Source organism: Flavobacterium sp. ACN2 (assembly GCF_002303885.1).
Lineage (GTDB): Bacteria > Bacteroidota > Bacteroidia > Flavobacteriales > Flavobacteriaceae > Flavobacterium.
In genome coordinates this window covers 1-24,196 of record NZ_MRCM01000025.1, presented here as the reverse complement: position 1 = coordinate 24,196, position 24,196 = coordinate 1, and the positions used below count along the sequence as shown (strand labels likewise).

20 protein-coding genes are annotated in these 24,196 nt (G+C 32.3%); 18 read left to right on the top strand and 2 right to left on the bottom strand.

All coding sequences use genetic code 11. From position 1 onward, the window contains the following. Positions 1 to 118 precede the first annotated feature (118 nt). The 8 genes from BSF41_RS22540 (at position 119) to BSF41_RS22505 (ending at position 10,076) form a co-directional block, all read left to right on the top strand. Positions 119 to 796 carry a TIGR02117 family protein gene (locus BSF41_RS22540; RefSeq protein WP_095931731.1) on the top strand — a complete coding sequence of 226 codons (678 nt, stop codon included), beginning with the start codon at positions 119 to 121 and terminating at the stop codon, positions 794 to 796. Between the two features lie 7 nt (positions 797 to 803). After that, positions 804 to 1,478, top strand: a complete 675-nt coding sequence (locus tag BSF41_RS22535) for a hypothetical protein (protein WP_095931730.1) — start codon at positions 804 to 806, stop codon at positions 1,476 to 1,478. Positions 1,479 to 1,569: 91 nt separating this feature from the next. Next, the gene (locus BSF41_RS22530) at positions 1,570 to 2,529 is read left to right on the top strand and encodes a YihY/virulence factor BrkB family protein (RefSeq protein ID WP_095931729.1); all 960 of its coding nucleotides are present in this window, start codon (positions 1,570 to 1,572) and stop codon (positions 2,527 to 2,529) included. Then, positions 2,526 to 3,050 carry an NADPH-dependent FMN reductase gene (locus BSF41_RS22525; RefSeq protein WP_095931728.1) on the top strand — a complete coding sequence of 175 codons (525 nt, stop codon included), beginning with the start codon at positions 2,526 to 2,528 and terminating at the stop codon, positions 3,048 to 3,050. Before BSF41_RS22530 ends, BSF41_RS22525 begins: the two co-directional genes overlap by 4 nt. Further along, on the top strand, positions 3,051 to 4,025 hold the full coding sequence (locus BSF41_RS22520; protein ID WP_095931727.1) for a transglutaminase domain-containing protein: 975 nt from the start codon (positions 3,051 to 3,053) through the stop codon (positions 4,023 to 4,025). A 76-nt stretch (positions 4,026 to 4,101) separates the two neighbouring features. Further along, positions 4,102 to 5,277: a nicotinate phosphoribosyltransferase gene (pncB, locus tag BSF41_RS22515; protein WP_095931726.1), complete on the top strand. Its 1,176-nt coding sequence runs from the start codon at positions 4,102 to 4,104 to the stop codon at positions 5,275 to 5,277. A gap of 162 nt (positions 5,278 to 5,439) precedes the next feature. Then, on the top strand, positions 5,440 to 7,308 hold the full coding sequence (locus tag BSF41_RS22510; RefSeq protein WP_095931725.1) for a DNA topoisomerase IV subunit B: 1,869 nt from the start codon (positions 5,440 to 5,442) through the stop codon (positions 7,306 to 7,308). A 47-nt stretch (positions 7,309 to 7,355) separates the two neighbouring features. Next, positions 7,356 to 10,076, top strand: a complete 2,721-nt coding sequence (locus BSF41_RS22505; protein WP_095931724.1) for a DNA gyrase/topoisomerase IV subunit A — start codon at positions 7,356 to 7,358, stop codon at positions 10,074 to 10,076. 53 nt (positions 10,077 to 10,129) lie between these two features. Here the strand turns inward: BSF41_RS22505 and BSF41_RS22500 are convergent, their stop codons facing one another. Both BSF41_RS22500 and BSF41_RS22495 read right to left on the bottom strand, forming a co-directional pair. Beyond that, entirely contained in the window at positions 10,130 to 12,592 is a 2,463-nt protein-coding gene (locus tag BSF41_RS22500; RefSeq protein ID WP_095931723.1) for an AAA family ATPase, read from the bottom strand. A 7-nt stretch (positions 12,593 to 12,599) separates the two neighbouring features. Then, a complete protein-coding gene (locus BSF41_RS22495) occupies positions 12,600 to 13,652 on the bottom strand; it encodes a PKD domain-containing protein (RefSeq protein WP_095931722.1) in 1,053 nt (350 codons plus the stop codon). A 346-nt stretch (positions 13,653 to 13,998) separates the two neighbouring features. Between BSF41_RS22495 and BSF41_RS22490 the strand changes: the two genes are divergently transcribed. The 10 genes from BSF41_RS22490 to BSF41_RS22445 all read left to right on the top strand — a co-directional run. After that, positions 13,999 to 14,640, top strand: coding sequence for a C40 family peptidase (locus BSF41_RS22490; RefSeq protein WP_253251878.1), 642 nt, complete (start codon positions 13,999 to 14,001; stop codon positions 14,638 to 14,640). Continuing rightward, entirely contained in the window at positions 14,624 to 15,568 is a 945-nt protein-coding gene (locus BSF41_RS22485) for a hypothetical protein (RefSeq protein ID WP_095931720.1), read from the top strand. The genes BSF41_RS22490 and BSF41_RS22485 overlap by 17 nt, the downstream gene beginning before the upstream one ends. Before the next feature lie 2 nt (positions 15,569 to 15,570). Continuing rightward, entirely contained in the window at positions 15,571 to 16,551 is a 981-nt protein-coding gene (locus BSF41_RS22480; RefSeq protein WP_095931719.1) for a TssN family type VI secretion system protein, read from the top strand. A 23-nt stretch (positions 16,552 to 16,574) separates the two neighbouring features. Next, positions 16,575 to 17,657 carry a LysM peptidoglycan-binding domain-containing protein gene (locus BSF41_RS22475; RefSeq protein WP_095931718.1) on the top strand — a complete coding sequence of 361 codons (1,083 nt, stop codon included), beginning with the start codon at positions 16,575 to 16,577 and terminating at the stop codon, positions 17,655 to 17,657. A gap of 66 nt (positions 17,658 to 17,723) precedes the next feature. Next, on the top strand, positions 17,724 to 18,218 hold the full coding sequence (locus BSF41_RS22470) for a DUF4280 domain-containing protein (RefSeq protein ID WP_095931717.1): 495 nt from the start codon (positions 17,724 to 17,726) through the stop codon (positions 18,216 to 18,218). An 11-nt stretch (positions 18,219 to 18,229) separates the two neighbouring features. Then, positions 18,230 to 20,875, top strand: a complete 2,646-nt coding sequence (locus BSF41_RS22465) for a M23 family metallopeptidase (RefSeq protein WP_095931716.1) — start codon at positions 18,230 to 18,232, stop codon at positions 20,873 to 20,875. After that, positions 20,866 to 21,870 carry a hypothetical protein gene (locus BSF41_RS22460; protein WP_095931715.1) on the top strand — a complete coding sequence of 335 codons (1,005 nt, stop codon included), beginning with the start codon at positions 20,866 to 20,868 and terminating at the stop codon, positions 21,868 to 21,870. The genes BSF41_RS22465 and BSF41_RS22460 overlap by 10 nt, the downstream gene beginning before the upstream one ends. 117 nt (positions 21,871 to 21,987) lie before the next feature. Continuing rightward, complete coding sequence (locus BSF41_RS22455; RefSeq protein ID WP_095931714.1) at positions 21,988 to 22,320, top strand: hypothetical protein; 333 nt, start codon at positions 21,988 to 21,990, stop codon at positions 22,318 to 22,320. Positions 22,321 to 22,331: 11 nt separating this feature from the next. Further along, positions 22,332 to 23,102 carry an SH3 domain-containing protein gene (locus tag BSF41_RS22450; RefSeq protein WP_095931713.1) on the top strand — a complete coding sequence of 257 codons (771 nt, stop codon included), beginning with the start codon at positions 22,332 to 22,334 and terminating at the stop codon, positions 23,100 to 23,102. Positions 23,103 to 23,207: 105 nt separating this feature from the next. Beyond that, positions 23,208 to 24,196, top strand: a 989-nt coding sequence (locus BSF41_RS22445; protein ID WP_141248181.1) for a hypothetical protein, incomplete at its 3' end; no start/stop codon positions are given.

Genomic DNA, 24,196 nt, shown 5'->3' with positions numbered 1-24,196 from the left:
GCTTTCGCGAAAGCGAATCCGTAAAATCTGTGTACCGTTTTCAGGAAACAAAATTTTTGGCTTAAAAATTGGTTAGAGAAAAATTAACCAATTACTAATCTAAAATCAATCAATCAAAATGATAAAAAAATCATTTAAAATTCTAGGCTGGACACTTTTCGGAATTTTCAGTTTTCTTGCTCTGTACATTACTTCTGTTTTTATTATTTCTAAAATTACAGTCAACTCCGATATAGCAAAAGTCGAAGAACAAAATGCTATTCCAATTTACATTCTTTCAAACGGAGTTCATACCGATATTGTAGTTCCAATTAAAAACGAAGTTAAAGATTGGCGAAACGAAATTCAGTTTAATCAAACTCAATCAAAAGATTCGTTAATGAATTATATTGCTTTTGGCTGGGGCGATAAAGGATTTTATCTCGAAACTCCAGAATGGTCAGATTTAAAAGCCAGCACAGCCTTCAAAGCCGCTTTCGGAATCAGTTCATCTGCCGTGCATGCTACATTTTTTAAGCAATTAAGAGAAGGAGACGACTGCAAACGTATTTTGATTTCTAAAGAAAATTATCAAAAATTAGTCTACTATATTTCAAATAGTTTCAGCGATCCAGTTCGTCCACAATGGATTGAAGGCCACGGTTATGGCAAAAAAGACGCTTTTTATGAAGCAAAAGGAAGTTATAGCCTTTTCTATACTTGCAACACTTGGGCAAATAATGCTTTAAAAGCGGCCAATCAAAAAGCAAGTTTGTGGACGGTTTACGATAAGGGGATTTTTTGTCATTATAAATGATCTTTGGATGAAGAAAGCAGTTTTAGTTATAGCAATAGCTGTATTAATTGTTTCCTGCAAAAAGGCTGATGCAGTTGCAGAATCTGGTGGTTTGACATTTTATTTTGAGAATCCTCAACCGATTGATGATTCTGAACTAAATAGCTTTCCTTCTAAATTTAGAGGGCTATATATGAATCCAGATTCTACTTTTTTAAGAATTGACGATAATGGAATCTTTAGAGAGTATTATTTTAAATTCAAGGTTCACAGACAAAAATTAGATTCTTTAAAATCTGAATATGACCTCATCGATGGGAAATTAATTACTAAAGATAGAAAGGATAAATTTGATGTGCTTAAAAAAGGTGATTCTATTGAATTGTCTCAAAGAGATACGGATACATTATTCAGATTGTCATACAGTCAGAAATTAAAGCGTATTAATAGGCAGTTGGTTTTAAGTACAAGAGATTCTATTTTTTGGAACATAAAAACGATTACGTTAGAAAAGGATATTCTTAAAATTAAAAATATTTATTTACCGGAAGACTTGAAGAAATTCGACTCGGTTACTGTCATAAAATCAAAAATGTTAGATTCACTTTCTTATTTAATCAAACCAACAAAGAAAGAATTTAAAAATATTTTAAAAATTAGAAATCTAGGATATGATCAGGAATATAAAAAAGTTTCAAAATAAACATGGTAAAAATATAAAATTCTGCTAAAAAGCAAGAATTTAAAATTTTTCAAGATTGCTTAAATTTGAGAGAATATCAAATAAGCAGCACATGAAAATCAAAAATATATTCTCCAAAACTTGGTTTCTCTTAAAGAATACCTTTTTAGAATTTAACGATGATAATGCAATTAAGTTAAGCGCTGCATTGGCGTACTATACCATATTTGCGTTACCACCTTTATTGATTATTATTATCACAATTTGTGGTTTCTTTTTTGGAGAAGAAGCAGTGACTGGAGAATTATACGGACAAATTAATGGTTTGGTAGGTAATGGCGCTGCAACTCAAATTCAGGAAGCTATTAAAAATGTGCAATTATCTGGCGATAATGTTTTTGCAACCGTATTTGGAATCGTAATGCTGTTAATTGGAGCCTCAGGAGTTTTTGCCGAAATACAAAGTTCTATTAATTTTATTTGGGGACTTCGTGCAAAACCAGATAAAGGAATTAAGAAATTTATTCAAAACCGCCTAATGTCATTCTCGATGATTGCTTCAGTTGGTTTTTTAATGCTGGTCAGTCTTTTTATAAGTACAACTTTAGATTTGCTTAGTGCACGTTTAAAAGTCTATTTTCCAGAAAGTACTGTCTACTTATTTTACATTGTGAACGTGGTCATTGTTTTAGCCAGTATTACACTTCTCTTTGCCATAATTTTTAGAACGTTACCAGATGGAAAAATAAAATGGAAAGATGCTTTTATAGGATCAGGAGTTACGGCAATACTTTTTATGATTGGTAAATTTGCCATTGGATTTTATTTAGGTAGTTCGACAGTAGCTTCTGTATATGGTGCAGCTGGTTCTGTGATTATTATTCTGGTTTGGGTTTATTATTCGGCAATAATTCTGTATTTTGGAGCAGAATTTACTAAGGTCTATGCAAAATCTTACGGAGGAAAAATCTATCCTAACGAATATTCTGTAGAAATTGCAAAGGAGATTTATGAAATCGATGGACCCAAAAAAGAACTAATTGAAGAAAAATTACTAAACGAGAAACCATGAAAATTATAGCCTTTGGAGGAAGTAACAGCAAACAGTCAATCAATAAACATTTAGCGACTTACGCGTCAAGTTTGTTTGAAAATGCAGACGTTGAAGTTCTAGATCTTAACGATTTTGCAATGCCTGTATTTAGTGTAGATCTTGAAAAAGAAATTGGGCAGCATGAAGTGGCACAAGCATTTTTAAATAAGCTTAAAGAAGCTGATATTCTGGTTGTTTCAATGGCAGAAAATAACGGGAACTATTCTGTTGCGTTCAAAAATGTTTTCGATTGGAGTTCTAGAATTGAAAAAGATGTTTTTCAGCATAAACCAATGTTACTATTAGCAACTTCTCCAGGCGGAAGAGGAGGTGCATCTGTTTTAGGAATTGCCCAGAATCTTTTCCCGCGTTATGGCGCAGAAATTAAGGGAAGTTTCTCATTACCAGCATTTGGCTCGAATTTTGATTTACAGGAAAATAAAATTTCTAACGTTGAGTTAGATAATGAACTGAAAAACATTATTAAATCAAATTTTTAAATGCCACAAAAAAAGATTGCCCTTATTTTCCTTTTACTAAATATTTTTTCTATCAATTTTACTTTCGCTCAAAAGATTAGCGAAGTCGATAAAATAGTTGCAAAATATCCAAAAAATTTTGACAGCACCGAAAAGTTAGCCGACAGAATAGAGAAAGATTTTGATTCGGATGCTGAGCGTGCACGCGCTATTTATAGCTGGATTGCTTTTAATATAAGATATGATTACAACGCCTATTTGAATCCGCCAAGAGTGCAGGGGTTCAGTTATTCTACAGAAGCCGAAAAACAGCGAAAAATAAAACAGTTGAATGATAACCTCATTCAAAAGACTTTTAATTCTAAAAAAGCCGTTTGTGAAGGTTTTACTGCTTTGTATCAGAATTTGGCTGAACAAGTTGGTTTGAAATGCGAAATTGTTAAAGGAGATTCTAAAACAAGATTGGCTGACATTGGAAGAAAAAACACTTCGTCAAACCATGCTTGGAATATGGTTTTGATTAACAAAAAATGGCGCTTGATTGATGTAACTTGGGGTCAAGGTTATTATGATAGTAATAAAGGAAGAATGGTTAATGACTTTAATCCGATTTATTTTGATACCGATCCTGACTACTTTTTTGCCAAACATTTTCCAGATTCTGGATCGTTTTTAGGAGATCGACTAAGCAAAGATGATTTCTTAAACGGCCCATTGATTTATAATAAAACGATCGAAAACGATTATAAAATCAAAACGCCAAGTTCCGGAATAATGGAAGTAAAAAATGGAGATAAAATAACTGTCGAAATTAAAAATGTTTCCAAATCCAATCAGGTTTTTTATTTAAATAAAAAGAATCAACCAGTTAAAGTTCAAAATCCAAAGGAAAAAAGAGGAGGTTTAGAGTTTCAAATTCTTGTTGACAGCAACGTAGGTAATTATATTACGATTTTTGTTGACACCGATAGTATTGTGTCTTTTAAAATTGTCTAGAAAATAAGAGTTCATCAATATTTTATGTTTTCTGAAATTGCCGTATCTTAGCGGGAAATGAAAAGAATTTGATGCTATGGAAACAACTTTTTTGAAATCAATTTTAGATAATGATTTCTACAAATTTACAATGCAGCATGCTGTAATAAAGCTTTTTCCAAAGGCAAAAGTCCGTTACGGATTCATAAATCGTGGTAAACATATTTTTCCAGAAGGTTTTGCAGATCTACTTCGCGTTTCTGTAGATGCAATGGCAGATCTTCGTTTAACAAAAGAAGAAAAAAATTATCTGGCCCATTATTGCCCTTATTTGGACCCTACTTATTTAGATTTTCTCCAAGGATATAGTTTTGATCCTTCCGAGGTGCAAATCAGTCAAGAAGGGTCAGAAATCAGTGTTACCGTAGAAGGATTTTGGTATAGAACAATTTTGTGGGAAGTGCCACTAATGGCATTGATTTCAGAATTGTTTTATAAAGCGAGCCATCTCATTCGCTTAAATGATGAAGCCATAAAGAATCTTACGAAAGAAAAAATTGAAAGCTATAATAAACTAGGAGTTTCAGTTTTAGAATTTGGAACCAGACGTCGCCATTCTTACGAAGTTCATGATTTAGTAAATAAAACCTTGAGCACTTATGGTGGACAAAGTTTTATTGGAACAAGCAATGTACATTTTGCAATGGTCAATAACAAGCGCCCTTTAGGAACACATGCGCACGAATGGTTTATGTTTCATGCAGCGCAATATGGTTTTCAGGTGGCGAATTTTATAAGTCTCGAAAACTGGACAAAAGTTTATGGCGGTGATCTCGGAATCGCTTTAACGGATACTTATACTACAGAAATATTTTTCAACCAATTCGATAAAAAATATTCTAAGCTTTTTGATGGTGTTCGACATGACAGCGGCGACCCAATTGAGTTTGCCCAAAAAGTAATTGCTCATTATACCAAAATGGGAATTGATCCAAAATCAAAAGTTATTGTTTTTTCAGATTCTTTAAATTACGATAAAGTAAAAAAGATTGTTGATTTCTGTCAGGACAAAATAAAAATGTCATTTGGAATCGGGACAAATTTCACCAACGATGTTGGTCTTCCAGCGATGAATATGGTTATAAAATTGACTGATACAAAACCTGACAACATACATTGGCAGGGAGTTGTTAAACTTTCTGACGAAAAAAATAAAAACACGGGAACGCCCGAAATGATTGCATTGGCAAAACAAGTGTTGGGAATCAAATAGTATTTTTTTGCTGAAAAAGCAGTTTTTTATATTTTTAGTGTTTGTTTTATTTTAAAATCAATTTAAATAGAATTTAAACTGTTATTATTCATAACAAAAAAGAAATACGCTTTTATTTTTTACCGATAAATGGTACATTAGCCAAAAATCCTAAATTCATTTATGCTAGAGCAAAATCAATACAACGAAGATAATATTCGTTCACTCGATTGGAAGGAACATATTCGTATGCGTCCGGGTATGTACATCGGGAAATTAGGGGACGGATCATCACCAGATGATGGTATTTATATTCTTTTAAAAGAGGTTTTAGACAACTGTATCGATGAGTTCGTCATGGGTGCCGGAAAAACTATCGAGGTAAGTATTAAAGACAAAACAGTTTCTGTTCGTGATTACGGACGTGGAATTCCATTGGGTAAAGTGGTCGATGTAGTTTCGAAAATGAATACTGGTGGAAAGTACGATTCTAAAGCTTTCCAGAAATCGGTTGGTTTGAATGGTGTCGGAACAAAAGCGGTAAATGCTTTGTCTAATTATTTCCGTGTAGAATCGGTTCGTGATGACAAACAAAAAGCAGCTGAATTCTCTGCTGGAAATTTGGTTCTAGAAGAAGACGTTATCGATACAACAAAACGTAAAGGAACAAAAGTAATTTTTACGCCAGACGAAACGATTTTCAAAAACTATAAATTCCGTTTAGAATATGTAATCAAAATGGTCAAAAACTATTGTTATTTGAACAATGGTTTGACTATTATTTTCAACGGAGAAAAATACTATTCAGAGAACGGACTTCGTGATTTATTAGAAGAAACGATCAATGAAGACGATTTAGAATACCCAATTATTCATTTAAAAGAGCATGATATCGAGGTTGCGCTTACACACAGTAAAACGCAATACAGCGAAGAATATCATTCTTTTGTAAACGGTCAGAATACAACACAAGGAGGAACGCACTTAGCGGCTTACCGTGAAGCGGTTGTAAAAACGATTCGTGAGTTTTACAACAAGAATTTCGAAGCATCAGATGTTCGTAAATCTATTGTAAGTGCGATTAGTATTAAAGTAATGGAACCTGTTTTTGAGTCTCAGACCAAAACAAAATTAGGTTCTACCGATATGGGTTCTGATGATGGAACTCCAGCAGTTTCTGTTCGTACTTTCGTTAACGATTTTATTAAAACGAAACTGGATAATTACCTTCATAAAAATCCAACAACTGCCGAAGCTTTATTGCGTAAAATTCTTCAGGCAGAACGTGAGCGTAAAGAATTATCTGGAATTAGAAAACTGGCAACAGATCGTGCTAAAAAAGCCAATCTTCACAATAAAAAATTAAGAGATTGCCGTGCGCATCTTCCAGATACAAAAAACCCAAGAAACTTAGAAAGTACGCTTTTTATTACCGAGGGAGATTCGGCTTCTGGATCGATTACAAAGTCGCGTGACGTGAATACACAAGCGGTTTTCAGTTTGCGTGGTAAGCCTTTGAATTCATACGGAATGACGAAAAAGATTGTGTATGAAAACGAAGAATTCAATTTACTGCAAGCAGCATTAGATATTGAGGACGGATTAGAAAAATTACGTTACAACAACATCGTAATCGCAACCGATGCCGATGTCGACGGAATGCACATTCGTTTGCTTTTAATTACGTTCTTTTTACAATTTTTCCCAGAATTAATCAAAGAAGGGCATTTGTACATTTTACAAACACCGCTTTTCAGGGTTCGTAATAAAAAAGAAACGATTTATTGTTATTCTGAGGAAGAAAGAAAAGATGCTATTGAGAAACTGAAACCAAAGCCAGAAATTACTCGATTTAAAGGTTTGGGAGAGATTTCGCCAGATGAGTTTAAAAACTTCATTGGAGACACCATTCGCCTTGATCCGGTTATGATGGATAAACACACTTCAATCGAGCAGTTATTGTCTTTCTACATGGGTAAAAATACACCAGACAGACAAGAGTTTATTATCAAGAATTTGAAAGTGGAGATTGATGAGTTGGAGGAGGTTTAAGATTAAAGAAGAAGAATTTTTTAGTAGTTTTATACTGAACAAAATATATGAAAGACGAAGAAGACGATAACATAATTCCAAACGACGACGAGAATAATCAGGATGAAAACCAAATTGATGACAATCAAAATGGAGATGATGATGAGATTATTGACGTAGATGCTAAACATTTTGAAGGACAGCATTTTTACGAAAATCAGGATGAAGAAGGCGAAGACGTTATTACAAAAGTAACCGGAATGTATAAAGACTGGTTCTTGGATTACGCTTCGTATGTAATTTTGGAACGTGCAGTTCCTGCTATCGAGGACGGATTCAAACCTGTTCAGCGTCGTATTATGCACTCTTTAAAAGAGTTGGACGATGGTCGTTATAATAAAGTTGCCAATGTTGTTGGTCACACCATGCAGTATCACCCACACGGAGATGCGAGTATTGGTGATGCAATGGTGCAAATTGGTCAGAAAGATTTATTAATTGACTGTCAAGGAAACTGGGGTAATATTTTAACAGGCGATGGAGCAGCAGCTTCGCGTTATATTGAGGCACGTTTATCTAAATTTGCTTTGGAGGTTTTATATTCTCCAAAAATTACCGATTGGGGAGTTTCGTATGATGGTCGTCGTGCAGAACCCAACAATCTTCCGGTAAAATTTCCATTGCTTTTAGCGCAGGGAGCAGAAGGTATCGCAGTTGGTTTATCAACAAAAGTTTTGCCTCATAACTTCAACGAGTTAATTGATGCTTCGATTAAAATCTTAAAAGGAAAACCGTTTACGCTTTATCCTGATTTTATGACGCAAGGTATTGCCGACGTTTCCAATTACAACGACGGAATGCGTGGCGGACGTGTGCGTGTGCGTGCTAAAATTTCGCAATTAGATAAAAATACATTGGTGATTACACAGATTCCGTTTTCGACCAATACCTCGAGTTTAATTGATAGTATTTTGAAAGCCAATGAAAAAGGTAAAATCAAAATCAAGAAAATCGAAGATAATACGGCTGCCGATGTTGAGATTTTAATTCACCTTTTCCCAGGTGTTTCGCCAGATAAAACTATTGATGCTTTATTTGCCTTTACCGCTTGTGAAACATCTGTAGCGCCTTTAGGATGTGTTATTGAAGATAATAAACCGTTGTTTATCGGTGTTTCTCAAATGTTGAAAATTTCAACAGAAAGAACAGTCGATTTACTTCGTCAGGAATTAGAAATTCAGTTAGAAGAATTAAAAAATAAGTGGCACTTTTCTACTTTGGAGAAAATCTTCATTCGTGAAGAAATGTATATTGACTTCAAATTATATGGAGATAGAGAATCACTTTATAAATATTTATACGATCGTTTTGAGCCTTTCAAAAAATCATTCGTTAGAGAAATCAATGATGACGATTTACAAAGACTGACTCAAATTCCGATGATTCGTATTACGCGTTTCGACTCTGATAAAGCGGATGATTTAATCGCTAAGCTAGAAGACGAAATGAAAGAGGTAGAGCATAATCTAGAACATTTAACAGATTTTGCAATTGCTTATTTTACGAAATTAAAAGAGAAATACGGAAAAGGCCGTGAACGCCAAACAGAACTTCGTGTCTTTGATAACGTTGAAGCTACAAAAGTTGTTTTAAGAAACACAAAACTTTACGTAAATCGCGAAGAAGGTTTCGTAGGAACGAGTTTAAAAAAAGACGAATATGTAGGTGATTGTTCTGATATTGATGATGTTATCGTGTTTTTAAGAGACGGAACATTGATGATCACAAAAGTAGATGCCAAAACATTTATAGGAAAAGACATTATACACGCCGCAGTTTTTGATAAAAACGATAAACGCACCATTTATAATATGATGTACCGCGATGGTAAATCGGGGCCGTCTTATATAAAACGTTTTAATGTTACGGGTGTAACACGTGATAAAGCTTACGATTTAACTAATGGAACAAACGGTTCTCAGGTGGTTTATTTTTCACATAATCCAAATGGAGAAGCTGAGGTTGTGACTATTTTGCTTCGTCAGGTTGGAACGATTAAGAAATTGAAATTCGATATTGATTTTGCTAATTTAGCGATTAAAGGACGTGGTTCTAAAGGAAACTTGGTTACCAAATATCCAATCAAGAAAATCGAATTAAAAGAAAAAGGAATTTCGACTTTATTGCCAAGAAAAGTTTGGTTTGATGATACGGTAAAACGTTTAAATGTTGATGCAAGAGGAGAATTATTAGGCGAATTTAAACCAAGTGATAAAATATTGGTAATTAGTCAATCGGGTAAATTGAAGGTTATTATTCCTGAATTATCGACTCATTTTGATGAAGATATGATCGTTTTGGAAAAATGGAAACCTAAAAAACCAATTTCTGCAATTTATTATGATGGAGAAAAAGAACGCTATTTCTTGAAACGTTTCCTTGTAGAAAATGAAGGTAAGGAAGAAAGCTTTATTACCGATCACCCGAATTCGCAGTTAGAGATTGTTTCTACAGATTATCGTCCGGTTGCACAATTGGTTTTTGCCAAAATAAAAGGGGTTCAAAAAGACGATTTACATATTGATGTAGAAGATTTTATAGCCGTAAAAGGTTTTAAAGCTTTAGGAAATCAATTGACAACAGATAAACTAAAACAGGTAAACTTATTAGATCCGCTTCCTTATGAAGAACCGGTTGAAGAAGTTCCTGAAAGACCAGAAATATCAGAAGACGATCCAGTCGAAACAGAATTAGATGACGATGGCCAGATAGGCTTGGTTTTAGAATAAAAAAAAACGCTAAGATTAATTTCTTAGCGTTTTTTTATAGATGGATTCTTCGATTAATTTTCGACGGGAACAATTTCTTCTTTAATCCATTTGACTTCGTTATTCTCAATAATTACCGTAACGATATCGCCATCTTTGACTTCTCCAGAAATTAGCTTCTTTGCCAAAGGTCTTCTCAAGTGGCTTCTAATAATGCTTTTAATTGGTCTTGCTCCATATTTAGCATTAAATCCGTTTTCGGCGAGATAAGTTTTAGTCTCAATCGGAATTTCGACTCCGACATTGATGTTTTTCAATAAGTCAGTAAATTCTTTTTTAAGATGTATTTCAAATATTTTAAGGGCATTTTCTTTACTAAGTGGGGCAAAGGGAATAATTTCAGTTAATCTTCCTAAAAACTCAGGTCTGAAATAATTTGCCATAATTTCCATTAAAGAAGTCGAACTCGGAATTTCTCCGCTGTTAAAGGTTTCTACAATGTGATCTGCTCCAATATTGGATGTGAAGAGTATAATAGCATTCGAAAAATCACCTTCTTTTCCTAAACGATCGTGAAGTTTACCTTCGTCCATAACCTGCAGGAAGACATCAAAAACAGATGGATGCGCTTTTTCAATTTCATCAAATAAAACAATAGAGTAGGGCTTCTGTCTAATTTTATTGACTAGCAAACCGCCTTCTTCATAGCCCACATATCCTGGAGGCGCACCGTATAGAAGAGCAGCAGAATGTTCTTCTTTAAATTCAGACATGTCAAATCTAATAATTGCATTTTCATCTTGAAAAAGAAATTCAGCTAAACTTTTGGCTAATTCTGTTTTTCCAGTTCCTGTTGGACCTAAGAAGAAAAAAGACGCAATGGGTTGACCTGCTTTGCTTAATCCTGATCTTGATTCTAAGATAGAACCAGCAACCGTGGCAATGCAATGATCTTGTCCGATTACTCTTTTGCTTAAAACCTCTTCAATTGTGTTAAGTTTGTTTTTTTCTTCTTCGTTTAACTTGCCTGCCGGAATTCCGGTTTTTTGTGCAATTATAAGAGACAAATCAAAAGCCTCAATATGAACACGTTTGTCTAAAGCTCTCTTTTCGATTATTTGCAAGAGGTTTTCAATATGAGCGATGATAACATCAGAAGATTCAAATGTTTTTGAATTATTCTCCTCATCAGCAAGCATTAAAAAAGCAGTTTTGTTTGCTATATCGGTTAAAAACCAATTGCATTCTTTAATTAATTGTTCTTCAGATAAACCCTTTTCATTTTGTTTAAGAGCTTCAAGTTTGCTAACAAGCGCAGCTTTTTCTTTTAAAAAAGTTTCACCAGAAGTTTTTAGAACAGACATTGTATGGTCAATCAGATTTATGGCTGATTCTGGCAAACTTTTTTCTTTTAAATACCTTTTAGACAATCGAATAGATTCAGAAATCGTTTCGTCATCAATTTGTATTTTATGATGTTCCTGATATGTTTTTATTGATTCGCGGATCATTCGAAACAAGGTTTCATCATCTGATTCTTCCAGTTTCACAATTTCAAACATGCCCGAAAGCCCTTGCTCTTTTTCGATTCTTTTTGTAAATTCATCAATTGTCGAGGTTGCAATAATGTTTAAACCTTTTGCCAATTCACCTTTTAAGACATTAGAAACTCCTGAATCTCCACCATTTTTGTCTAAAAGAGTATGTATTTCTTCTATAATTAAAATTGCTTTTGGATACTGTTTTAACTCCTGAATACAGTTTTTTAAACGGTCTTCAATTTCTCCTTTGTACGAAGCGCCGGCAATTAAAGAAGATAAATCCAGTTCGAATAACTGCACTTTGTCTAATACGTCTGGAATTTTATTATTAATGACATTTTCGACCAGAGCATCAATTAAAATGGTTTTTCCAATGCCACGATCACCAATTAGCAATACATTGGGTTTAGAGAAACGGCATAAAATTTCTTTAATAGTATTTAATTCGGCTTCACGGCCTATTGCAGGTATTCTTTTCTTGTTCTTTTCAAGGTTTTTATGAATGCAGTATTTACCTAAAAAGCCTTTTTTAACTTCTTGTTGGACCGCGTTATTATTTTGTGAAATAACAATCTGATCCTCCAGTAATTCATTTCTAGAAATAGGATAAGATTTCATCTGGTCAAAATTGAAAGCTACACCAGGCGAACTGATGGCAATTACAACAGCATAAAGGCTAATTTCGTCTTCATTTAATGCTATTCGAACAGATTCGGCTTCCTTTATAATTTCGTCAATGAGATCGTGTGGTTCAGCATCAAAAACATTAGTAGTTTTAGGTTCTTCTTCAATTCGTACTTCAGCCCATTCATCAAGATAATACACATCTTTACCCATAGCTTCAAGTCGTTTTAAAAGTGATAAATCTCTATTTAAAATGGCTTTTAGCAAATGAGCAGCTGAGTAATACTTGTTTGAATTGGTTTTCGCAATCTTTTTAGCAATTTCTAATGCGCTTAACAGCTCTGTACTGAAAATGTTTTTTTCTTCTTCCATACCCAATTTAATCTTTAGACCATATCAAATACTTTTTTACTTTGTAGCTGATATTTAGTCCTTTAATGCAGTTAGTTTGTTTGTCTTTGTTTAAGCGTATTGACTCGATTTTAATTTTCTTTCCTTTAACAGAGGCACATAATTGCGCAAAAGTCAATAAATCTGCGTCATTTTTTACAACTGGAATATCAAGATCGTCACATAAAAATTCGGCAAAATCATCTTTTACTTTACTGCCTTCTGCCACTTTTTTAAATAAAATCTCAAACTGATCTTCAGACATTTTAGGTGCTTTTTTGACTGTGGCAGTACTGTCTTTTACTGTTTTTGCTTTAGGAGCAACGGGTACGTACTGCAACATTTCTTCCAAAGGATCTTTTTTTACAGGACCGCGAGGAAGCGCAAAAGCTTCTGCTTTTTTCTCAAATTCATACGAACTAACATCCAACGGATTGGTCTTTTTTATAACTCTTGGATGCACATAAATTATCTTTTTTGCGACACGGCTGAAATCGCCATTTATGACCAGCGTAATTGTTTTTTCACCAGGAGTAATGAAGTTGTAGACTGGGTTTGAAGAAGTCTCATCGATGCCTTTATTTTCACCAAATGCCCACTCCCAAGTCTTAGCATCTTCAGAAATTGACTTAAAATAGGCTGGCTGTCCAACGGTGATCGTTTTAGGTACAATAATCTTTGGTGTGCCTATTTTATCGGCAGCAAATTTGTCTTTTATAACCAGCTCTTTTGTATGGGTGCAACCCCCGTTTATTGTTAGTGTTACATAGTATTTCCCTGGGTTTTTGTAAATGTGAAAAGTATGTTTTCTGACATCTTTTTCTGATCCGTCTCCAAAGTCCCAAACCCATGATTTTGCATTAGGAGTTTTGTCATAAAACTCTATAGATTCTTCTGATTGCGATTGGTCCGAAAAGATGTAAAATTTTGCGTCTTCACAATCGACATGATTAAAAAATTGAACTATAAAGGCAATGATTCCAGCTAATAACAGGATGGTAAAAAAAAATACAATCCTAATATCGATATTTTTTTGATTCATTTTTAAATTTTGGAATATTTTACTATGTAAGATAATTTTAACAAAAAACGGAAGCAAATGTAGTTTTTATTATTTTAAAAAACTTATATTTTATACTATAAATTTTACAAAAAAGATTTGTATTCTTACAAAATATTTTGTTAGGTTTGTAACCACCTCGTTCCAAAATGTAAATAAATTCATAATAAACGAGTTACGTCCAAAAATGAGAATTTTCTCAAGGTTGAAAAAGGAAAAATGAGCGAGAAAATTATTTTTTAATGTTGCTAAAATTTTAAAAAAGACCCGTTTTGGGAAGTCAATTAATTTTTAATTATCTAAAAAGAGCGTATTAATATTATTTTTTATGAGGCAGATTGTTATAATGATTCTTATGATGCATTTATTTACAGAATGCCATGCTCAAAAATATATTTCCCAAATTCCCTTCAAATATGATTATTCTTTGGAGCTATTAAAAAAACAGTCTCAAATGACCGAAACAGGTTTAAAGAATAAAACAGTTGTAAATGATAACTCCGAGAATTTAAGCGACGAAGTATTGGCTCTCAAAGAGAAATACTCTATTATTCTGGCTGTAATGCCAAATAAAATCACCAATTACAAATTATACTCCTACATAGATCCTTGGTTGAACACGCCGTATAAAGAGAAAAGCTTTTCTAAAAAAGGAATCGATTGCTCTTATTTTCTACAGTCTCTATACAGTGATGTTTACAAGGTTACTCTTCCTAAAGATCCTGCTGGAATGTGGAAATCTAAATCGATCCAGATTTTTACAGGGAGGAGTTTTCTTGCCGAAGGCGATCTAGTTTTCTTTAGATACGATAAAGATCATCCAATATCTGATGTTGGCTTGTATCTGCATAATGACCGAATTCTGGCTTGTACAGATAAAGGTTTGGCAATATATAATTTCAATGATGAATACTTTCAGTTACGATATATAGGCGCAGGACGAATCAACGAAGATGGAAAGAAAAAGTAAAAAAAGTCTTGAGGAGCTTGCATACGAAATAGAGAGTATTTCCTATGATATAAGGGCAGAAGTTGTTGCTAATGAACTTCTTGAAAATAAAGCCGTGGCACAAGACGAAATCACGATTTCGAACCATGGCCAGTTTTCACGAGCGTACAGAAGTGATATTCTAGGAGCGGGAATTCAGGACGATAATTACGACAAACAGGAATATCTTAATATTAGGCTGTCGCGAGATAGTATGTATGATGCATTACCTGAGGGTTTTGTTCATAGTTTGACTGAAAATAATGCGGATAAATCTGTAAAACAGATGATTAAGGAGCATAAACACCAGAAAAAGCAAGAAGCAGAAGCTCGTGTTTTTTTTACTCCTTTTGAAAATGAGATTTTTCATTATCGAACTAAAATTGAAAGTGTTGAAAGAAATTTTCTGTATCAGCTGAATGGAACTAAACCATTGGAGTTTTTCTATGATTTTTGGGGACTGTCGCACATTTATCCAGAAATTTTAGTTTCAAAGTTTATTCAGCTTTTGCCATATGCCTATAAAATAGTGGGAGATATAGACTTGGCTTGTCATTGTTTGTCGAGTATTATTGAAGAAAAAGTTAGTTATACAACAACCACTTCAAAAGAATACAGTGAAGAGGGAGAACAGATTAAGTTAGGAGAAAACAGGCTGGGGGTTGATTTTATTACAGGGAAAGATTATATGGATTATTCTATGAATTTAACAATAGAAATTGGTCCCATAGTCAATAAACCTTATCAGCACTATCTTAAAGATAGCGATATAAAAATATTTATAGATTGTTTTTGCGAACATTTCTTTCCGATGGAAGTAGAAGTAAAAACAGTTTTATTGATTAATGAAGAAACGGAACAGTTTAATTTTAGTAAAGAACCTGTATTAGGGTACACAACACGAATATAGTAATGATTAAGAAGCATTTATTAGACCTTATTGATATCAGGCTTATAGTATTTTTAGTAATAATTGTAGGGGTAAGCCTTATACTTACCATGTTATTCAGAGATAAAGTAAAAGAATTTGCGCAGCAATACAAAAGGAAATTTTATATCTATGTTTCCTCTTTTGTCTTAGTATACGCGCTGGTAGGTTTTTTGGGCTACAACAAACTATTTACCGAATTATCAGACGAATTTCTTTTTTATCAAATAGCATCATTGTTATTCGGTATCCTGAATGTTTACTTGTACAGATGGTATTTTAACGAGTTTAATAAAAGCGGTGATGTGGGTATAGAATTGTTGTTTTCACTGCTCATAGTGCTGTACTCCAGCGTATTGTTTATAATTATTTACACCGCTTTAAACGGCATTACCCTGACCTTTTTAATGTGTTCTCATTTTTTGGTGTTTATAGTGCCGACAGGCGTTTATATTGTCTTTAACTATATGATGCAGATTCCGCCAAAAGAATATGTTACGTGGAAAATTCCAGAGAGAAAAGATCCTTTCCCAGATATTGAAAACGTTCAAATGAAGGATTTACTGTTGATAACCTTATTAATTCAGAAAAAAGAAAGTGATACAAAATATACTTCAATAAGATCAAAAGGTCCGGTAAGAATAGATTTTGGTGCTTTGTTTTATCATACTGTTTCTGGATACAATGAACATAATGCAGAAAGTAAAATTGAATTAAAACAAGATGGAAAAAATTGCAATTGGGTATTCTTCCTGCAGCCAAAATGGTATCAAACAGCAAAATATGTAGATGCAAAATATACTTTGGGAATGAATGGTATTACAGAAAATTCGGTTATTATCTGTAAAAGACAGAAAAAAGAAGAAATCAGGATGCCTAAAAAACAGGAAGGAGATGATGGTTTCATGTTTGAACCTAAACCGAAACAGAAAGAAAAAGAGAAGGAAGCTGAATTGACTAATTAGAAATAAAAAGTAGTTTAAAGCAAATGTATTATTTAGAAAACTCAGACGAAGAATCAGTTTATGATAAACATCTTACATACAAAGTAAGAAAAGGAGATACGCTGCAAAGTGTAGCAGAGGAACTTGGAATCGATTCGCAAGAGCTCAGAAGATATCATAATATATATTGCCCGCTTCCCGATTTGATTGAAGCGGATTTTAAAAGTTATTTGAAATTTGTCATTCTGGCTTCTGAAGAAACAAAGACTAAAGTAAAAGAGGAAATACTAAAAAAGCCCAAAAAAGTAATTTTTGGAAATGATTACAAAATACCTTTTTTATCAGAAAAAAGCACCAAGACTTATAAAGCAAAATATACTACTGAGGCAGGTAGTGCAGTTGACGTGATCGAAATGACTATTGGCGTAAAATGGCTCGCGACGGATAAAAACAAATACCATCTCTTTGAAATTAATAGAGAAAAAGAAATTTATGTCAATGGTTCACCACCAGATTCTGTAATACAAGAACTTGAAGCAAAGACCGCAGAAGTGCTGTATCCTTTAAAGATTGTGGTTGACGAATTTGGTAAATGGGTTGATATTTATAATTACGATGAAATTGAAAGCCGCTGGCCAAAAATAAAGAGGGAAGTTTTAGACTATTATGAAGGAGAAGTAGCAGAAACTTATATGGAACAAACGGAATATGCTTTAGAAAACTCAGATACTTTATTAGAATCGCTGCGTTCAGATTATTTTTTGAGGACTTTTTTTAATGGCATTCATGTAGGATATACAGGAGTATATTCATTTGAGACTGAAGTATCCTTTCCGTTGGAAAAAGATGAAGAATCGGTTTTTAAAGTAAAGCAGAAAATAGATGCTGTTCTAGACGATAACGATTTAATAAGAATCGAGCAAAAAGGAGATTATGTAGACACAGGTTACGATGTTATATACGGTTATGCGCCTTGGAAAGGAAATTTTAGTTCAGTTTACTTTCTAAATCCTGATTCGTATAATATTGAAAAACTAAATGCACAATGTAATATTGAATACGATGAACCTATAAAAGCAACTATTGAAATTGAACTTGTAAAGAAAGAGGAAAATCAAGATAATTAAAGAGGGATTTAAGATTATAGTGCTAAGAAGGTTAAAAGAATAGTTGATATTCAAAAAAGTAAAGCCATGAGTGAGAAACATGTAGTAGTACAAGGAGCAACATTGAAATGTAAATTCAGTGTAGAACCCAAAACAGATACTTTGAAGGTAAAATCGCAGGAAAAACATTATGCCAACGATAAAGATGCCGAAAAGAAACTGATTGCAACCGATAAAGAAATTGGGCAGACACTAGAGAAAAATACTTTTGGTAAATGCAAAATGCAGCCAAACGGAAGCGGTGATTATCTCCCTTGTCAGGCTGTAATTAATAAATGGAGCGGTTTTTATGAAAAAGTGACACTGTCTAATAAAGGAAAAATTTTATTAGAAGACAGTAAAGGAACTTGTCCCATTGGAGGACCAGACTGTATCACGGTAGACAAACACGGACAAAAGGCCGAGCCTGGAAAACAAAATGCAAAAAAAGAGAAACCACAGGTAAACAATCAAATTAATCCTTTGGTAAATACATCAAAATTTAAGGAGAGTTTAGAAGAGAGTGATTCTATTTGTAAATAAAATAAAGCAGTATGTCAGATTTTAAAATAATTGGAAATACGGATCCTGTTGTAGGTAAAGAAGAATTTTATTCAGTAAATACTTTTTTGCCAAGTATTCTGCCTTTTCAAAACACAGCTTCAAACAATAGTTTTGAACAGCCTGTAAAATGGGAAATTTACATTCTAGAAAATGGAAGATGGCGTAAAACAAAAGAGAATGATAAAACAGGAAAACGAGTTTCGTATACCTTTCTTCAAAAAAGTTTAGAGAGAAAAGGAATCCGTATTCTGGCAAGAAGAGGAGAAGATGTGGCACGCCTCAATATAAAAACACATCCTGCCGAGACTCCCAAAATTGAAAGTATAGAATTGCTGGATAAAGCAGGAAAAAAGCCAACAGCACCGCTTTCTTACGGACAGACTCTTAAAGCAAGAGTACATTGTCTGCATATGGAAAAACGCAAAGTAGCTGTAACCCTTTGGGAGGATGATGCCACTGGAGCAGGGCATAATAAAGCGAATGAAAAAAATATATTGCAAACGCTTTCTGGAATAGTTAAAGACGGAAAAGCGGATGTCGATTTTGTATTACGACCAAGTTTTGCAAAAATTGCCAATAAGAGTAAAGATGAGGGAAAAATACACGAATATTATGTAACTACTGATTTTGATAACGAAAAATTGGCTAGCAAAAATGTTGATGTAAATGACCTGGAAACACCTGTAGCGCCTGTTAAAAAGAAAATACCATTACAGCAGCCGGCACAAACTAAACCGCCTGTGCAGCAGCCAAAAGCAAATGCACCAGTTACAACTGGAACTGAAAAAGCTAAAAAAATTACAAGAGTACATATTACAGATGCAGCAGGACGCCCTATTGTTGGGACTTTTAAAGAAAAACAAATAAAAGTTTGGATTGATTCCGTTGGATTAATAGGAAGAGAAATTCGTCTTAAATTGTATGAAGATGATGGAGATGAAACATTCAGGGATTTATTATTTGATGAAAAATTTACTATAAAGAGTAATATTTATGGAGTACTTATACCACTAGACACTATACCTAAAAGTTTGGGTGACGATACTTTTGAAGGAAGTCAGCAAGAGTTGTATGCAGATGTTCAGGTTTTACAGACGAACATAACTAAGCAAAGTGTAACAGTTGACGTTGACTCAAAAGTGTTTAAACAAGATTCTTTCAGTATAGTAAATGCTGTACTGAAGCTTTTTGAACCTAGTAAAGATGATGGTGATAAGGATGAAAAAGGTACTTGTCCGAATTGTAATAAAGAAATCACATTAAGCGATATAGAGAAAACTTTTGGGATATATACTAAACATAAAAGATTTAGACAAGAAATAGTTGATTATTTAAATGGTTTTATAAAATTGAGCAAGAAAAATGGTAAATCGGTTCATTTAGATACTTGTTTAAGAAAAGCACATTTTTTTGCTCAAGTTGGAGCGGAAACATTAGGAATAAATCCAGACTGGATGATTGAAACAGATGTTGTTCGATATACAGTTTCTAATTGTAAAGGTGTTTTTGGCGATAGAGCAAAAAATCTTGAAAGAAGAGGATTGTTAGAAGAATATTGTAGTGATAATCCCCAGAAGAGGCTTCTCAATTATATGTATGCGAATGAGAATCGTTTTGGAAACGGAAATAAAAATGAGGCAAGTGGTGATGGATATACTTTTAGAGGAAGAGGATTAAAACAATTGACAGGTAGGGGTAATTATAAGGCAGCTTCTGAAACTTTAAAAGAAATATTTCCTGATCAATATATAGATTTAGAAGCTAAACCTGAAAAAGTAGGAGAAGCAAAATATGCAGTTTTGTCTGCATTAGCTTTCTGGGAAAAGAATGAAATTTGGAAGACAGCAGATACAATAAAAGATTCTTCAGATGTAAATATTCAAAAAATTAGAAAAAAAGTTAATGGGAATATTGTTGGCTGGAAAGAGGCTAAAAAGCATTTCGAAAAAGGAATTGAAGTATTTAAAGTTGATAATTGTAAACCTGTAAAAACAACAAAGAGTAATGAGGGTAATGGTAAATGGAGATTTCCAATTGATAATCCTATGTTGTGCATGTATTCTCAAGGAGGAGGACATAAACCATGGCATGGATCTTTTGGGGAGAGAATAAGAGATGGTAGCGCAAATCATACAGGAAATGATCTTTTGGCAAAACCAGGAACGAATGTCTACGCTTGTGTGAAAGGTAAAATTCATCAAATATATACTTCTTCATCTATGGCAGGGAAAGTGGTTGTGCTGAAGGTTTTGGATACAGATACATTCAAAAGTTTGAAAAATGAGAATTATGAACCTAAATATAGGAATAAAGGAGAAATTTTGCAAAGAGGATTTGATGAGAATGGAACTATTTATCTTACTTTTTGGCACCTTAGTAAAAATGATTTTTTTAGAGAAGGAGATGAAGTTAAATATGATGATGTGATTGGTTTAACTGGAGTTTCTGGACACAATGGAAATCATTTTACTACAAGAAATCCTCATTTGCATTTTGAAGTGTCAAATGTTGGTTCTGCAGCGGGATTAAATGGAAAATGTAATCCATCTGTTTATTTCAATTTCAAAACTGAAGATGAATTGTCACAAAAAGAAATAGAATTTCAAAATAATTTAAAAGAAATAGAATGGAATTAATTGAAGTGTTTAATAGGAAAAAAATATTTTTTGTCTGTTTATTATATACTCTTTTTTGTTGTAAGGGAAACAATAAAGAAGAGTTTGTCGCGAACGATTTAAAAAGTGATGCGAAAATTAGCAATAGTGATGCTTCATGTTTTGTTGATCAAAAATGTATTAATAAAAATGATCTGAATGGTTTTGTTTATGAATTTCAAAATGAAATAGTTGAAGTTGTATCTGGTAAAAATTCTACAAATGATTTCGTGATTAATGGAGAAAAATATCTTTCAAATTTAACTCTAGAAAGTGCAGATTTAAATCTTTATTATTATAAATGTAGTGCTAAAAAGATCTTTTTATTTGAGGGAGATGATTACTATAGTTCTACAATATTCGCCTATTTATTTGAAAATAAGAATTTATATTATTTAGGAAATTTTATTATCAGCCAACCTAACGTAGAAAAAACGGGAGTAAAAAAAAAGGATTTTAAAATATCTACAGATAATAATCAAATATATATTGAAGTACTATTAAATAGCAAATCATTTAAGACTTATAAGTTAAATGAAAGAAAAAGTATATCTAAAGAAACTCAAATTACTAGTAAAATTGACCTTTCTGGTATTTGGAGGTTGAATTGTGAAAATTCTTTAACAACATTTGAAATTTCTGGAATGGAGGGTTATATGTCATTATATTCTGATAATGCAATTTTTATTAATGTGGAATTAGTAGGTATTGAGAACAAACTAAATGAATATTATGTGAGATTCAAAGGAACTGAATCTCAACAAAAATATTACGAGGATAAAAAGAATACAGTTGACAGTGAAATATCTAAAACACAAAATATAGGTAGGCTTGTTTTAAAGGATAATAATATTCTGTTTTATTGGAATGGATTATATAATGATAAAACAAAGAAGAGGGATTTTGTAGATGATTTTGTAATGCTTAAAGAAAATGCTGGAAAAAATCCAATAGTTCTAAAAAAATGTGAAGAATAAATTATAAGTCTATTAATAATTTAAGCTCCTTGACATATTGAAAAGAAAAGCCCCGGCTAGCAAAAACGTAATGCTTTTGTTAGCCGAGGGAATTTATAAATAGAAAAAACAAAAAAAATGACGCTCAATAAGTATACTTATATTTTATTGATTTTTTTAAATATATCATGCCAAGGTCAGGATAATAAAATAAATAACACAGAAAAAAAAGAGATAGAGATGTTTACCCATATTTTAAATAAATCTAATTTTAAAACTACCAGTGAAAATTTTGAAAATGTTAATAAAGACATTATTGGTATTGAGACTCGTGATTTGAAAGAAGGTTATAATAATATTAATATTCTTGGCGAATCTATAGATTATCAAATATGTAAAGAAGGAAAATATATTAAAATAGGAGAAGACATTTTACCAGATATAGATACATTAAAGAAGACAAGCTTATAAGTTATCCATATATGAAATCTCTAATAAATTTAAATAAAATTTTATATTTAAATGATAATACTTCTACTTTAGAAACTAGTCTAAAGGATATTGATTTAGCAAGAGATGTGGTTGTTTTATTTAATTACGAAAAAAATGAATCTTTAATAAAGAAAGTTTCTGATAATATTGGAGATTGGGATGATTTTTCAAATAATTTCAAATTATCACTTGTCTTTTATAATAGAGATCATACTATTAGAAAAAAATTCCTGAAATACCTTTCAAAAAAACAAGAGCTTATATATCACATAGCTTTTTATTTAGCTGATAATAGAAAGAATATAATAAATGCCAATAAATTATCGACAGAAAAAATTGATGAAGCTATTGCTTCTCTATTAAATCTTGGGCTTGAAGGCAGATCAAATGCTGATATAGATACAGATAATGATATGTCATATAGACTTTTAAATAATCTTCTTGTTTCTTACCCTAAAATTGTTAGTTCTTTCGAAAAAATAAATTATTACGGATATAAAGACTTAGCTTTTTTTATAAAAGTATTCCATACTATAAAAAATAATAATGATCAAAATTCAGAAATAAAAAAATATTATATCCAAGATTCGGATGGTTACTCTAATATAAGGAAAGATAAAAATAGTAGCTCAGAAATAGTTGGGAAAGTTAAATCTGGTGAAGAAATAGACGTATTAGATGATTCGGGAAATTGGTGGTTTATTCAGGCTAAATCAGGTATTAAAGGATATGTTTATAACACTAAAATAAAATCGGAATAAAAGAAAATAAAAACAAAGCTCCTTGACATATTGAAAAGAAAAGCCCCAGCTAGCAAAAGTTGTAGACTTTTGCTAGCTGAGGGAATTTATAAAAATAATAAAAGAATGAAAAAAATAAATCTATTACTTATATCAATATTGTTTTTAAACTTTATTAATTGTCAAAAAAAAGACAATAATAGCAAAACAATTATAAATATTGATAAGATAGAACAGAAATCAGTTGGTTTCTCTGATAAATATGAGGCTCTTCCAAAATTAGATATTGAAGAAATTTCGGTGAGTGAATACAAGAGATTAAGTGTAACAAAAAATTCTCTTATCGAAGTTCCTGTAAATTATGATACGGATTATTATAATATAGAAACGAATGATAAAATTGTTAAGCTAAAAAGAGAAAAGAAAGTAGAATCAAATGGTAGTGCAACTAGCTGGTATGATTTTTTGGGATTTTATCCAACTTTAAATATGTATGCATTTTGTAGAAATTCGGTTAGTGAAAGTTTAAATTTCAGTGAATTTATGTTAATGGATAAATCAAACGGAGAAATAGTAAATATAATTTCTTCGGGTGACGAAAGCATAGAAACCCCAATACTATCTTCAAAAAAGCAATATTTAGCATATTTTGATAATCAAGTTTATGCACCTAATAATAGCTTTTTAGGAATATTGAAGTTTGATGAAAAGAATAAATTAAAAGAATACAGAAGTCTGATTTCAGAAAATTTCAATATCTATCAAATCGCATGGGGTGAAAATGATGTTCTTCTAATTAAAACGTCTTCTGACAATGGAAAAAATTTCAAATATTATAAGAGTAATATTTTGTCTCAGAATGCAAATGAGAAATCTTTAGATGATGATTATGAGCAAATTAATGTTTTTTTAGGAGATTCAACAATAGGTTTGGGCAAGGAAAAATATTTTAAGTCAATTATTAAACAGGATGGTTCTTCAGTACTAGAAAAGCAAAATAATTTATATAAAAGCCGATTTTCATCTTTTGAAAAATCCAATGTAATCAATGCAAAGTATCAGTTTGTAAAACAAATTTTGAAAAGTAAAAATGATTATAGAATAATTCTATATAC